The sequence below is a fragment of the Desulfallas thermosapovorans DSM 6562 genome (assembly GCF_008124625.1).
Lineage (GTDB): Bacteria > Bacillota > Desulfotomaculia > Desulfotomaculales > Desulfallaceae > Sporotomaculum > Sporotomaculum thermosapovorans.
This window is the reverse complement of sequence record NZ_VNHM01000005.1, coordinates 1-14,028: the sequence shown is the minus strand read 5'-3', so window position 1 is coordinate 14,028 and position 14,028 is coordinate 1. Positions and strand designations below refer to the sequence as shown.

Below are 14,028 nucleotides of genomic sequence, written 5' to 3'. Positions count from 1 at the left end.
TTGTCTAAAATAGTTTTACCCTTAGCTGTTGAAACAATGTTTGGCACACTGGTGTTTGAAAAACTGGCTAAGGAACAGTTAACTGGTTATTCCATGCACCACGAATTAAACAATTTTCGACAGCCCGAAAAACAAAAAATTGCCCTTGGTTTTATTGCGGATTCACCCGAGGGCATGGTATTTATCACTCGTATTAACCAAACAATAATCGGCTATGTCACCTTCCACTATCCCGATGAGTACAGCCGATGGCGTAAACACCCCGCAGTGCTGGAACTGGGCGGCATTGAAGTGGCCAATAGTTTTAGACAACAAAGGGTGGCTTCTGAATTGCTGAAATTTGCTTTCGGAAGCGGATTAATGGAAAAAAACATTGTGATAACCACCGAATATTTTCGGCACTGGGACATTCAAGGCAACCAGTTGGATATTTGGGAATACCGGAAAATGCTAGATCGATTGTTCGGAAAAGTCGGCTTTGTTGCCAAACCGACTGACGACCCCGATATTTTAGAACACCCGGCTAATGTATTGATGGCCCGCTATGGTTCGAAGGTTACAAGTGATGATCTAATGCTTTTTGAACAACTGGCATTTAGCAAAATAATGCTTTAATAAGCGTTAAGCTTTTTTATAAATTGAATAAAGAAAATCACAATGGCAGCTGCGATACGCAGCGTTTTTTTTGACATTACTTGTTGCCGCTTTTTACCGTTAGAAAATATCTAATAAAAAGAATTACTGGCCCCCGGTGCACAAAAACTATGCTTAATTTCGATAACAAAGTTGATTAAATAAAGGAGGGCCAAGTATGCAACTAGCACCTAGTGAACGGGCGCTATTGGCTTATTTCCCTAATAGCGACGCAGCCGAGTTGGCGGCAAAAGAGTTAAGGGAAAGTGGCTACAATAATGTACAGGTGGACCGGGTAAGCCGGTTCGGTGCAACCAATGATAAAGAAATAAATAATGCCCTGATGGGGCGGGCGGAAACCATTACCGGGCTCACCCTTTATTCCGCCGGCACCGATAGTTTTGTGGATAACGATACCAGAGTACTATTGGGCGCCGACCCTTCAGTTAGTGGATACGGCAACCACGATTACGGTGTAGCGGGGGGGAGCGTTTTTATGGTTACCGTTGTAACCACCGGTGATTACGCCGGGCAAGCAGAGGAAATAATTAAAAGTAACGGGGGCAAAATATAAACAATAATGAACGCTTTGTATATTACCGAACATTTTGCTGCCAATCGAACAACATACAAAACGGGGGTTTAGTAGAAATGTCGGATAACCAAAATAATTTGTCCTGGATTGAACAAAATAACTTTTCCCAAACCGTGAACCAAATACGCGGTGACCAAGAAGTTCCCATACTTACGCCCAGGTGGTTAAATGTGCTGGAATCCGGATACATCAACACCCTTGATGATGCCCTGGATGTGCTCGAGGACGCTCAGCAGGTAAATGCTAACGATATTCTCGGCAATAACTCCATGTAAGATAAAAACTTTGTATAAATTATTAACCCCCCCGGTTATTTACTCTAACCGGGGGTATCTTGTTTATAGCGCATTATATGTCAGCAAAAACAGCTTAACTTGTTTTTTTTCATTTTTTTGGTTACAATGGTAAGGTACTAAAAGAAAAATAAAGGTAACTAAGGAAAATAAACATTAAAGTGATGATTGGAGGTCTTGGGGTTTGAAACGCGTGGTCAGTGTCAGCCTGGGTTCATCCAGGCGGGATCACCAGGTGCAGGTGGAATTGCTGGGCGAACAGTTTGAGATCAGCCGCTTGGGCATGGACGGCAACTTTGAGCAAGCTATGGCTAAATTGCAGCAACTGGATGGACAAGTGGATGCCATCGGCCTGGGCGGAATTGATATATATGTCTACGCCGGCAATAAAAGATATGCCTTTAAAGACGGTTTAAAACTAATGGAGGCCGTAAAAATCACCCCGGTAGTAGACGGCAGCGGCTTGAAAAATACTTTGGAGCGAGAAGTTGTTACGTATTTGCTACAAAACACTAACTTTATAAAAAAGGGTACCCGGGTACTCATGGTCAGCGCAGTAGACCGGTTCGGAATGGCTGAAGCCTTTGCAGAAGCTCAATGTGATGTTACCTTTGGTGATTTAATTTTTGCCGCGGGTATTCCATATCCCATTAAAACTGTGCAGGAACTGGAGGAAACCGCCGCCAGGCTGCTGCCTGAAATGACCAAATTACCTTTTCACATGCTTTATCCCACCGGTAAAAAACAGGAATCACGAGATGAAGAGAAAGCCCAGAAATTTGCACAGTACTACCATGATGCCGAGATAATCGCGGGCGATTTCCATTTTATCAAGCGTTATTTACCGGACAAGCTTAACGGGCAGATTATCATTACCAACACCACCACCGCTGCAGATATTGACCTTTTGCGGCAAAGCGGTGCCAGTTGTTTGGTGACCACTACCCCAGTGTTCGAGGGCCGTTCCTTCGGCACTAATGTAATCGAGGGTGTACTGGTGGCCCTTTTGGGTAAATCTTGGGAAGAAATCACCCCTGATGAATACCGCGATATTATTAATAAATTGAACTTTAAACCCCGAATTATCGAAATGGCAAATTAATTAACCTGAACCTATTTACGCTATGGAGGTTATTATGGCTACACACGCTGAAATTACAGCCAGTTTGCAGGCATTTAACGAAGGGTACCAAAAAAACAAAAAACTTAAAATTATGAACAAAGATTGGAACCGGGTCATTTTAATTGAAGCCAGTGATATTAAGTCTCAACATACCCTTACTTTGCAAAACGGTGAGCTGTCAATCACCGAGGGCGGGCCGAAAAATCAAAACGCCGATCTGGTCGTAACATCGGACAGCGAAACTTTGGCCGATTTGTTTTATGGTGATATCACTCCAACTGAACCTTACATGAACGGCACCCTGGTCATTAAGGGCAGTGAGGATGATATTGTACGCCTGGATTTTATTTCATTAATGATCTGGGGTGAGTGATTTGCAGCTAAAAAAAGTACTTACCCTGCGTACCATAGTGGCCACCAGCGCCGGCCTTACGCTGTCCAGCTCTACTTTTGTGGCGGCGGTGCAAGTGGCCAGCTTTCTGGCAGGCAATGCCGCTTGGTTGGCTATCCTCACCGGTGGGCTGCTGTGTATGACAGCGGCTCTTTGTTTTAGTGAATTAAATGGCATGACCCCTTCAGCGGCAGGTATCCGCCTTTATTTCAGCAAGGCTTTTAATGACCGGCTGGCACTTACCGTGTCCATGCTTTATATGGTAGTCATTATGGGAGTAATTGGAGCCGAAAGTTACGTGCTGGCTCAGGTATTAAGCGAAATCTGGCCGGCCGTGCCCGCATTGGTTTGGATACTGGCCATGTTTTCCGTTGTCACCACACTAAATGTGGTCGGCATTAAAATCGCCGGAGGCTTTCAGGATATACTTACTTATGGCTTGATACTATCTTTGGTGGCATTGGCATTTATCGCCCTGGTAAAAGTAGATTTTCATCTCGACACCCCCCTGGCTACAGGCGGCGTGGTCGGGCTGGTTAACGCTGTGGCAGTGGGTGTTTTTTTGTTTATAGGGTTTGAGTGGGTAACTCCATTAGCCGAGGAAGTTACCCACCACAGGTTGATTTCCAGGGGAATGCTCCTGGCCATAGGTTTATTAAGCGTTATTTACTCCCTTTTTACTGTGGCCATGACCGCAGTGGTACCCCGTGATGTGCTTGACGGTTCGCCTATACCCCAATTAATTTTTGCCCGCAGTATATTGGGTGATGCCGGGGTGGCCTGGATGGTGGCTCTCACTCTAACGGCTTCCATTACCACTTTTAACGCCGGTTTAATTAGCGTATCCCGATTTATTTATGCCACGGCCCGGGAGCATGCGCTACCGAAGGTATTCAGCAAGGTAAGTATACGCTTTGTAACACCTTGGGTGGCTATACTCACTATATTCGTCATTGGCCTGACTATTTCCGTTGTAGTTCTGGTAACGCATCGTTACTTGATACTGGTGAACATGGCCGCAGCTATGGAGTGTGTTATCTATGTTCTGGCGGCGATGGCGGTAATTATGCTGCGCAAAAAGAACCCGGCCGCTGACCGCCCCTATCGTATTCCAGCCGGCTATATTATACCAGGTACATGTGTTGTAGTGTTCACCGGCCTGGCTATGGCTATATTTGCCATCTCGCCCCTGGTATTGTTATATATCGGATTGGGCCTGTTGTTTTGCACCTGGTATGTAAACGTAGTGGTCCCCGAGCTTAAGCGCAGGTACCAAGCCCAAAAAGCAACCATCCGCAAGCGCAGGCGCCCCGCGGTCCGCAAAACAGACCAAAATGGGGATTAGTGTCGCTTATTGCAGACCTAATAGATGATATACCTCGGCATTGACCGAATTATCTTTGGACAATCCACGGCTTTGGCGAAAATCAAGCACTGCCTTTTCCATACCACCACCCCATATACCATCGATGGGACCGGTATAAAAGCCCAGTTTCTGTAAACGCAGTTGCACCTCCATAACGTCGCTGCCCCGCTCATCCCGGCGCATAGTCCGGTATTGGCTAGGTTGATACTTGAATGGGTTTCCTATTATAGTCACCATAGTACCTGGCTTTACCCAGGGGTATATTTCCTCCACGTTATGATTGTTCATCCGGATACAGCCGTGGCTGGCATAGCTGCCAATGGCGTGAGGCTTATTGGTGCCATGGATACCATATACACCCCAGGGCACCGTCAGCCCGATCCAGCGGGTGCCAAACCCCGTACCCCAATTCATAGCCTTGCGCAAAACTTTAAACTTACCTATGGGCGTAGGGGTTTCATACTTACCCGTTGCCACTGGGTATTGTTTATATGGTTCACCGTCTGACATCACTGTCAACTTGCGCCGGTAAGTATCCACAACTATACTTACTTCACCGGGGGGTGGCGGTGTCTTACTTTGTGTCCCTATTACGGACTGTGCTTCATCCAACTCCCGCCAGACAAATTCCTCCACCACACCATCGGGATCTAGCCCCCGTGACAATTGAAATTTTTTCACTGCTTCCACTGTAGCTGCTTTATACTCACCGTCAATGGGTCCCCGATAATATTGCAATTCCTTTAAACGTTGTTGCAATAGAGCCACATCCCTACCAGCGGGAACCGGTTCCATAGCCCTTAAAACGCGCTGCATTTCCAGCTCCGGGGAGTAATAAGGGCAACCGGGCGCTGTACCCAAAGCAGCCCAGGCCTGACCGGTGCCCAAAGCTATGGCTATAATCAGTGCCCCAATAATAATAATTATTAAACTTATAACGCTAAACCTGCCCATAGAAGCAAAATAATCAATGTTGATCATACTTGCCATTTTCTCCTCCAAGACGGAAGCAGGGGGACGGTTCCACTGCTCCCGCTTCAACCTGCAGAAGCTAATGGACGATTTCAAGCCTTAACTTATATGTCCTATCTCTTGCTTCCTATTTGATTTACAAGTCAAACTTGAATTTATTTTCCCCCTGCCATACCAAACATATTCCAATGTATTTTTGTCATAAACCGGCATTTCGGTCCATAAGATTAAATGGACAAACTCTTTTGGGAGGGGGACGGTTTAAGATGAAGGCGGCAATTAAATTTTTCATTTACATGGCACTGATCATGGTGGTCATGTATTCGTCAGGCTGTGCCGGTCAAGCGAACAATATCCAAGATGATAACGAAAAGCAGGTGCAAGGACAAGAATTACAGGACCCTTCAGGCGATAATTTAGCCACAGCAGATTCAGACCACATGCCGGCTACTGACAGTCAGGGCACCGGAAGTAGCGCAACACCCGCATCCACTACGGGAAACCATGCTGCACCTGCTGCGCTGACCCAGGAGGCAAATACCACCATAGTGTTGTATTTTGCCAATAATAATGGTTATTTACAGGCCGAGCAACGAACTGTTAAAAAGATACCTGGTATTGCCCGGCAGGCTATTTATGAATTATGCCGTGGGCCACAAAGCCAATCCTTGGCGGCCACAATACCCGACGGTACTCGCCTGCTGGACATCAATATCAAAGATGGACTCTGTATAGTAAATTTCAGCCGGGAACTTGTTGCCAAGCACAGCGGAGGGTCAGGGGCGGAAAACGCCACAGTGTATTCAATAGTAAATACCTTAACCCAATTTAGCAGCATTAACCGGGTACAAATATTAGTCGAGGGTCAAGTGGTTGATTCCATTGCCGGGCACCTGGATGTCAGTGTTCCCATAACAAGAGACGATGAAATCATCAGGGCCGGCACCCCGGTACAATAAAATATTGATAGGTGATCGCCGCATAATTCAAAGGCGCATTTATAATTCAATAGCTTTAGTGCCATTTCAGTTGATGATATTCAAACTGAGCCGGTTGTTGAAACGAGCGGTAGTGGGGAATATAGTCACCTGTATTGTCCACTGCTACAACCCCTCCGTTTTTAATGGAACGCAGAATATCCAGAATCGTCTTGGCGTCCCCGTATTCTATTTCCGGAGTGACGGAAATGGTTTCCAGGCCTTTCATGGCATTGTAAAGATTTAGCAATTCATTATAATAACCACGCCCCGGCCTGTAATGGATTTGCTCCGCCCGGCCGTCATTATACGCTACATTAATGGTTCCACAGTCACTTTCCTCAAGGTAAATCATCCCGGCTGTGCCAAATATGCGCAAGCCGATGAGGGGGCGCTGCATTTCCTTGCCCGCGCTGTAAAAGCTGAAATTCCCTATTATACCGTTTTTAAAATACATATTCACAGTAACCACCGCATAGGGTGCGAAATCATCGCGCTGGGGCACCCCAAAAGCATGCAGCTTATCAATACCTCCGAATATATGGCGCAAAGCAGCAACATCATGCACTCCGCTGTCCATGATTACCCCCCCGGCAAATACCGGATGTTGGCGCCACTCCTCCCGGGCAAATTGATTCTTTAGCATTTCCTCCGGAAAACATACCACACGGTTATATATAAAATAAACAATTTCACCTACTTTTTTCTGTCTAACCAAATCCCGGATAATGTTAATTTCCTCACTATACCGGTAGTTCTCCGCAATCATAATGGGTACACCGTAGCGACTGGGCAGTTCCGCATGGGCTCTGGCCTGTTCGTAATTAGCGGCCAGTGGTTTTTCGCAAATGATGGCCCGGCCGGGCTGGCGGGCTATCGCCCGGGCTACATCCTCGGTAACCCGAAAATTATGTTCAATGGGCACCATAATATCAAATACATTGATGTCGCCCCTCCAAAGCATGGGGCGATAGTCGGTATAAACACTACCGCCGCTTAATCCCAGTCGCTCTGCCCATGGGCGGGTCTTATCAGGCTCGGGGTCGCAAAGAGCCACAATTTCATATTTATCGGACAGCTCCTGGTAAGCTGGATAATGTAATCGCGAAAAAGCCAGGCCAGTGCCAATAATCCCCACTTTCAGCTTATCCATAGTATATTCCTCCAGTTTCAAAGATTATTTTTTATTATGAGCCGAATTAGACAAACTATCCATTTTCCCCACTGAAAAGGGAACATTTTGTTATTTAAAAACGTCATTAATTTATCTAATTATGCTTTTTCTAATATTTTTTACCAATAACATATCAGACAGGTATTTTGAATTTTTTGTAGAATAATAGGCATGTCAGAGAATCTTTGGGAAATGAGGAAATATATCATGGGAAAACGATGGAACTGGAAACAAAAAGTTAAAAAGGGTTTAGTTTTGTCATGCCTGTTTACGGCAGGAATGTTTTTATTATTATCAGGGGCTTCTGCGGCCACCAAACTGACGGTGACCGGCAGCACCGTCAATGTACGCGGCGGTCCGGACACCAGTACAAATATTATAAGCAGTGTTCATAAGGGAGAACAATTCACAGCCATTGATAAGCGCGGTGACTGGTACAAGATCAAGGTGGGCGGCTTGGAGGGCTGGATTGCCGGTTGGCTGGTGCAGGCTAAAACGGAAGCTGACACACCCACAGGCTATGCCGTGGTTAAATCTAATTCAGTAAATGTCCGAAATGGTCCCGGGACAAGCCACAAGGTTTTAAACCGGGTTAATACAGGTACTAAATTGCCGGTACTGAAAGTTTCCGGCGATTGGTTAAAAGTACAATTACCTGACGGCGGCACAGGGTGGATTGCCGGTTGGTTGGTACAAGTGCAACAATCCGCTGAACAGCAAGCGGCATCTCAACAAACGCCGGCAAAGGGACAGAGCAATAACCAGACAAGCGGTCCCTCTGAAAACCAAACTGGAATAGCCAAAGTAAAGCAGGCCACGGTAACCGGCGATATTGTTAATGTTCGATCAGGACCGGGTACTTCAAATGATATTGTAGCCAAGGTAAATAAAGGTTCTAAATATACCGTCGATGAAGTTAACGGCCAGTGGTTAAAAATAAACTTGACTGACGGCAAATCCGGGTGGATTGCGGGTTGGCTAGCTTCCGTAAGTGAAGTTCCAAAGTCCTCGCCTGTTATCCCTACACAGGACGGCAATGGTGATGTATCCATAAAGGATGCAGACAATGGCAATGGTAACAGTATTGATGCTGGTGGTACCGGTACAGGCAATAACAGTAACGTGCAGCTGGTTATTAACAATAGCAATGTGAACATTAATGTACGAGGTGGCCCGGGCATCCAGCACAATGTAGTGGGCCAAGTGAGCCGTGGTCAGCGTTTAGGAGTTTTGGATCGTACCGGTGACTGGTATAAAGTCAGTTTGGAGGGAGGCGTGGTTGGCTGGATCGCCGGTTGGCTGGTTGATATAGAACAGGCCGAGGCTTCTCCATCGCCGGGAGATCCACCTGTGGAAACCGAGGATACCGACCAAAGTGATGCTAATAATCCGGGCGCGCCGGTTAACCTAAAAAGAATTGAAATCAACCAAAAAAATGATCACACCCTTGTGTCCATCAAGGCTGCCGGAGAACTGAACTACGATATGTTTTTGCTGGCCAATCCCCAACGGCTGGTTATTGATTTGAAAAATACCAATATTGGTGATTTACCTGACAAGTCACTGGTTAATACCAAAGCGGTAAACCAAATGCGTATCGGATTGTTCGCGGAAGACCCACCGGTAGTACGGGTTGTATTTGATTTAAACCAAGCAGTGGTTAGTGTGGACAAGCTTTCCGAAGATCGCAGACAACTGGACCTGGATATTTACGTACCGAAAGTAGGGGAATTTTTGCAGGGACGCGTCATTGCCATAGATCCGGGGCACGGCGGAAGCGATCCTGGTGCCATCGGGCCCACTGGACTGCAGGAAAAGGATGTAACCTTGGACATTGCTTTAAAGCTAGCGCAATTACTGAATGAAAACGGAGCCCGGGTGGTACTGACCAGAAGCGATGATCGGTCTGTTGATTTATATCAGCGCACTGCCATAGCTCAGCGTGAAGGTGCCGATGTGTTTTTAAGCATACATATCAATGCCAATGTCAGCAGGGATAAAAATGGTACCAGCACTTATTACCGAAGAGATACCGGAGACTTTCCCCCAGGGGTGGATCAAGCGGACAACCGGCGCCTGGCCGGAGCTGTTCAATCGGAATTGCTTCGGGCCTTGGGCAGGCGTAGTTTGGGTGTACTGCAATCGAACTTTGTAGTATTGCGTACTTCTCCCGTACCGGCAGCGCTGGCGGAAGTAGCCTTTGTGTCCAACCCCGAGGAGGAACAAATGTTACGGCAGGAAATAGTACGGGCCAAAGTAGCCGAGGCTCTGGCCATAGCACTAAACAACTATTTTGCACCAAATAATTAATAAAATATATAAAATATATCAATAATAGCCGTTGTTTGCAAAAGCAAGCAGCGGCTTCTTTCTTATTTTCAAATGTTATCTTATTAATGTTATTTGCGGTTAAAAGTTTATTAATCAAAAAGACGCGTTTTTAATAAAAAAGTGGTACAATATGGTGGTGATTAAAGTACATTTTTATTTATGCGCTGTACCCCGGTTTTCAGGATTTGAACAATTTTGGCTAGCCCAATGCGTATATCCGGTTTTTTTATTGCAAACCACTAATGATGACAATTATTAGGAACATTCGGAGGACTGTATGCAATTAACCGTACTGGGGTGCTGGGCACCCTATCCCCGCCCGGAAGAGGCCTGCTCGGGTTATTTGCTGCAAGCAGGATCAGTTGCACTGATGTTGGATTCCGGTCATGGTAGCTTTGCCCGGTTGGCAAAACATATTGATTACCGTCAGTTGACCGGATTAGTGGTCACCCATTACCACCCTGACCATTACGCTGACATACACTGCCTGCGTCACGCCATTTCAGGGGCCAGGCGTGATGGTCGTATGAATAGCTCCATCAAACTTTTTGTTCCACCGGAACCAGTGGAAATATACCGGCAGCTTGCCGGTTATACCGATGCTTTCAGTGTGGTAAATATTGCAGAACTGCCATCCGTGGAATTACCCGGAGCAAAAATCGATAACATACCCGGGCCGCCACCTTCTACCTGTGATTTATTCAGCATTTCGGCCAGGGTAGCCCGGCTTAATAAAATTACCTTGCATTTCGTATCAACAATGCACGGAATGCCCGGCTATGCAGTGTTGATCCGGCATGGGGAAAAGTCAGTCTTTTATTCCGGTGACACCGCCCCCACAAGTAGCATAATAAATGCGGCCCGCAACGCAGGTCTTTTACTTTGCGAGGCCAGCGGAATGGATAAAGACTCAGAATTTCTGGCCGGTGAACACATGACAGCCCGGCAGGCCGGAGAGTTAGCCCGGCAAACCGGGGTAAAAAAGCTAGTGCTTACACATTTTTGGCCGGAATACGATATCGATGAATTGTTGACCGAAGCCCGGGAGTCCTTTGATGGACCGGTATTAGCCGCCAAACAGGATGCAGTTTTTAAGTGTTACTAGCCAAACTAAGATTTATATTTATATTTATCTTCCGTCTCTTTATTTTCAACACCATCACAGGGAGGTTTAAGCAAATTTATATGCATAGAATAGACGGTAGAAAAAATAACACCCTGAGACCAGTGAAAATCACCCGCAACTATAATAAGTACGCCGAAGGATCAGTTTTAATTGAGGTTGGTGACACTAAAGTAATTTGCACTGCTACGGTGGAGGAGCGCCTGCCCAGTTGGCGCAAACTGGAGGGTAAAGGAGGATGGGTTACCGCCGAATATGGCATGCTGCCCAGAAGCACAAGCCAGCGCATGATCAGAGATGCCGTTAGGGGTAAACAAAACGGGCGGAGCCTGGAAATACAACGTTTAATCGGCCGGGCGCTACGGTCAGTTACCGACCTTGAAGCGCTTGGCGAACATATGATCACCGTGGACTGTGATGTAATACAGGCCGACGGGGGCACCCGCACGGCATCCATTACCGGCGCATTTGTGGCTCTGGCGGATGCCCTGTACTATTTGGTACAAAAAGGCCAACTGGAAAAAATACCGCTACGGGATTTTGTGGCTGCCACCAGTGTAGGTAGAGTCAACGGTGAGCTGATGCTGGATCTCTGCTATAGCGAAGATTCTGCCGCCGAGGTAGATATGAATATTGTAATGACTGGCAATGGCCAGTTTGTGGAAATCCAGGGCACCGGGGAAGAAGCCGCCTTTAGCAGAGAAGAAACCAGTCAACTTCTAGATTTGGCAGAGCAAGGAATCAAGCAATTGGTGGAATATCAAAAGAAAATTCTAGGCGCAATAGCCGATACAATAGGTACATAAACATAATAGAAAGCCGGCTATTCAATATATCTAAAGAGACCTCCTATAAAGCCGAGTTGGAGGACATTATGCCTTGCTTCCATAAGATAAAGCATTGAGGGAGATTATAACATGAGTATATACACTTCAGACTACCATGATATTATTGTTAGTATAAGAAAGTTTAAGTCCGATCCTATAGTCTTAGCTACCCGTAACGAGGGGAAAGTGCGGGAATTACAGCAACTGCTGACGGGAACGGGTTTTGCTGTAGTATCATTGGCTTGCCACCCTAATGTACCTGAAGTAGTAGAGGACGGCGATACATTCGAGGCCAATGCAGTAAAAAAAGCCAGAGAGGTGGCCGTTGCCGTAGGAAGAATTACCTTGGCCGACGATTCCGGGTTAGTGGTGGATTACCTGGACGGGGCTCCCGGAGTACACTCGGCCCGTTTTGCGGGACAGGAACATGATGATACAGCCAATAACCTTAAACTCCTACAACTGCTGGACGGCGTGCCGCGACAAAAACGCACAGCACGCTTTTGCTGTGTAGTGGCCCTGGCTACCCCCGACGGCCAAGTGGCCACCACTCAAGGTACCTGTGAAGGGGTTATTATTGAGACACCCCGGGGAGAGAATGGGTTCGGGTATGATCCGTTGTTTTTAGTGCCGGAGTATAACAGGACATTTGCCGAGTTGGACAGTAGCACCAAAAATGCCATTAGCCACCGGGGCCGCGCACTGCAAAAGGTTAAAGCAATTTTGGCTGCTGCGGCACAAGGGTAAATATATAAACCGTTAACCACACCATCCAAACTTGATGTAAAACAGCAGGTCAAATGTTGGTGCGGTTTGGTTAACCAAAAAGGAGGTTGTGGTTATGCGCATTGGTGTTATAAGTGACACACACGGTTCATTACAGGCGACCAGACAAGCAATCATTAGAATGGGACAGATAGATGCTTTAATTCACGCCGGTGATTTATATAGTGATGCATTACATATAGGTTCTATCATCAAAGTACCGGTTTATGCGGTACCGGGTAATTGCGATATGCCAGGCCAGGGGCCGGAAGAACTACTAATTACCCTAAATGGAGTTAAAATTTTTATAACCCACGGCCACCTTTACCGGGTCAAAAGCACCCTACAAATGTTGCATTACCGTGCCCAGGAGTTAGGTGCTCAATTGGTGGTATTCGGTCATACCCATGTACCGATCAATACCTGGGAAAATAACCTGCTGTTATTTAACCCCGGCAGCACATCACGGCCCCCGAACGGCATAAAAGCCGGTTTTGGCATACTGGATATTAGTGATAACGGGGTAAAAGGACAGATTATCTCGATGTCATAGTTAGTAATAAAGCCCCGCATATTGGCGGGGTAAATGCCGAAAGCCAGGGTTATTTATTACCCTGGCTTTGTTAACATCCAAATATTCACATGTCACTTTACTGTCACTTTGCTCCCGTTAGGTGATACTTAGAAAAAGCCAGCACCCGCAAACCTTTGCGTATACTGGCTTTTTGGCCTCCCGGGAGGGATTCGAACCCCCGACCCACGGATTAGAAGTCCGTTGCTCTATCCAGCTGAGCTACCGGGAGATAAAATTGGAGCGGGTGATGGGAATCGAACCCACGCGACTGGCTTGGAAGGCCAGGGCTCTACCATTGAGCTACACCCGCCCGGTAACGAAAGGATATTTAGATTAATCACTTTTCCGAAGCGAACAATATTATTATACAGAAAAATTCTCATAGAGTCAAAGTAAAAATTTTATAAAAAGCAAGGTTTTTTTAAACTTACCTGGCGTGCTTTAGTATTTAAGACATACACTTGTATTGTCAATCCCCATCATCAAGCATGACCTGAACTCTAGATATCCAGCAAGATACATTTATGGTAATATAGTAATTATTTCATGTAATTAACTGACTATAAATTACCTGTCAGGTAGGTTTTTCTGCCTGGATGTTAGTTTTTTCATAATTATATTGAAAAAGTATTTTTTTACAAAATTATAAAAAGAGGTTGGTATTAATTATGGTTGAATTTCTTGGTCAGTTAGCTAACAAAGTAAACGACTTACATGATTTGATTTGGGCACTAAGCAGGCAACTGGGATTACCTTTTAGCGATAAGGATTTACATTTTTGGGTAATTGGTGTAAATAAGCGCATTATTTCCGCATGAAGCAGGCGCTTATTTGCACATTAGAACAGATTGCCTCTATTTTAATACCGCTAAAATTTGCTAAAC

14 protein-coding genes and 2 tRNA genes are annotated in these 14,028 nt (G+C 46.0%); 12 read left to right on the top strand and 4 right to left on the bottom strand.

Features of this window, described 5'->3' with window-relative positions; all coding sequences use genetic code 11:
* From LX24_RS05460 to LX24_RS05435, 6 genes are all read left to right on the top strand, one after another.
* Positions 1-615, top strand: coding sequence for a GNAT family N-acetyltransferase (locus LX24_RS05460; RefSeq protein ID WP_243131628.1), 615 nt, complete (start codon positions 1-3; stop codon positions 613-615).
* Between the two features lie 196 nt (positions 616-811).
* Positions 812-1,207, top strand: coding sequence for a hypothetical protein (locus LX24_RS05455; RefSeq protein WP_166511138.1), 396 nt, complete (start codon positions 812-814; stop codon positions 1,205-1,207).
* Between the two features lie 77 nt (positions 1,208-1,284).
* Complete coding sequence (locus LX24_RS05450; RefSeq protein WP_166511137.1) at positions 1,285-1,503, top strand: hypothetical protein; 219 nt, start codon at positions 1,285-1,287, stop codon at positions 1,501-1,503.
* A 202-nt stretch (positions 1,504-1,705) separates the two neighbouring features.
* Complete coding sequence (locus LX24_RS05445) at positions 1,706-2,623, top strand: quinate 5-dehydrogenase (protein WP_166511136.1); 918 nt, start codon at positions 1,706-1,708, stop codon at positions 2,621-2,623.
* Positions 2,624-2,657: 34 nt separating this feature from the next.
* Complete coding sequence (locus LX24_RS05440) at positions 2,658-3,017, top strand: SCP2 sterol-binding domain-containing protein (RefSeq protein WP_166511135.1); 360 nt, start codon at positions 2,658-2,660, stop codon at positions 3,015-3,017.
* A 1-nt stretch (position 3,018) separates the two neighbouring features.
* Positions 3,019-4,380 (top strand): APC family permease, encoded by a 1,362-nt coding sequence (locus tag LX24_RS05435; RefSeq protein WP_166511134.1) that lies wholly within the window; start codon positions 3,019-3,021, stop codon positions 4,378-4,380.
* Between the two features lie 6 nt (positions 4,381-4,386).
* Here LX24_RS05435 and LX24_RS05430 read toward each other — a convergent pair whose 3' ends face one another.
* The gene (locus LX24_RS05430) at positions 4,387-5,391 is read right to left on the bottom strand and encodes a L,D-transpeptidase family protein (protein ID WP_243131627.1); all 1,005 of its coding nucleotides are present in this window, start codon (positions 5,389-5,391) and stop codon (positions 4,387-4,389) included.
* 248 nt (positions 5,392-5,639) lie between these two features.
* Here LX24_RS05430 and LX24_RS05425 point away from each other — a divergent pair, with 248 nt between their 5' ends.
* On the top strand, positions 5,640-6,332 hold the full coding sequence (locus tag LX24_RS05425; protein WP_166511133.1) for a GerMN domain-containing protein: 693 nt from the start codon (positions 5,640-5,642) through the stop codon (positions 6,330-6,332).
* Between the two features lie 55 nt (positions 6,333-6,387).
* Here LX24_RS05425 and LX24_RS05420 read toward each other — a convergent pair whose 3' ends face one another.
* On the bottom strand, positions 6,388-7,503 hold the full coding sequence (locus LX24_RS05420; RefSeq protein ID WP_166511132.1) for a Gfo/Idh/MocA family protein: 1,116 nt from the start codon (positions 7,501-7,503) through the stop codon (positions 6,388-6,390).
* A gap of 300 nt (positions 7,504-7,803) precedes the next feature.
* Between LX24_RS05420 and LX24_RS05415 the strand changes: the two genes are divergently transcribed.
* The 5 genes from LX24_RS05415 (at position 7,804) to LX24_RS05395 (ending at position 13,123) form a co-directional block, all read left to right on the top strand.
* Positions 7,804-9,834, top strand: coding sequence for an SH3 domain-containing protein (locus tag LX24_RS05415; RefSeq protein ID WP_166511131.1), 2,031 nt, complete (start codon positions 7,804-7,806; stop codon positions 9,832-9,834).
* A 298-nt stretch (positions 9,835-10,132) separates the two neighbouring features.
* The gene (locus LX24_RS05410) at positions 10,133-10,960 is read left to right on the top strand and encodes an MBL fold metallo-hydrolase (protein ID WP_166511130.1); all 828 of its coding nucleotides are present in this window, start codon (positions 10,133-10,135) and stop codon (positions 10,958-10,960) included.
* Between the two features lie 80 nt (positions 10,961-11,040).
* On the top strand, positions 11,041-11,784 hold the full coding sequence (gene rph / locus LX24_RS05405) for a ribonuclease PH (protein ID WP_166511129.1): 744 nt from the start codon (positions 11,041-11,043) through the stop codon (positions 11,782-11,784).
* Positions 11,785-11,895: 111 nt separating this feature from the next.
* Entirely contained in the window at positions 11,896-12,552 is a 657-nt protein-coding gene (locus LX24_RS05400) for an XTP/dITP diphosphatase (protein ID WP_166511128.1), read from the top strand.
* Positions 12,553-12,646: 94 nt separating this feature from the next.
* Positions 12,647-13,123 (top strand): metallophosphoesterase, encoded by a 477-nt coding sequence (locus tag LX24_RS05395; protein ID WP_166511127.1) that lies wholly within the window; start codon positions 12,647-12,649, stop codon positions 13,121-13,123.
* A 173-nt stretch (positions 13,124-13,296) separates the two neighbouring features.
* On the opposite strand, the gene LX24_RS05390 is transcribed toward LX24_RS05395, so the two are convergent.
* Positions 13,297-13,373 (bottom strand) — tRNA-Arg (locus LX24_RS05390).
* 7 nt (positions 13,374-13,380) lie between these two features.
* Positions 13,381-13,454 (bottom strand) — tRNA-Gly (locus LX24_RS05385).
* Positions 13,455-14,028: the final 574 nt, after the last annotated feature.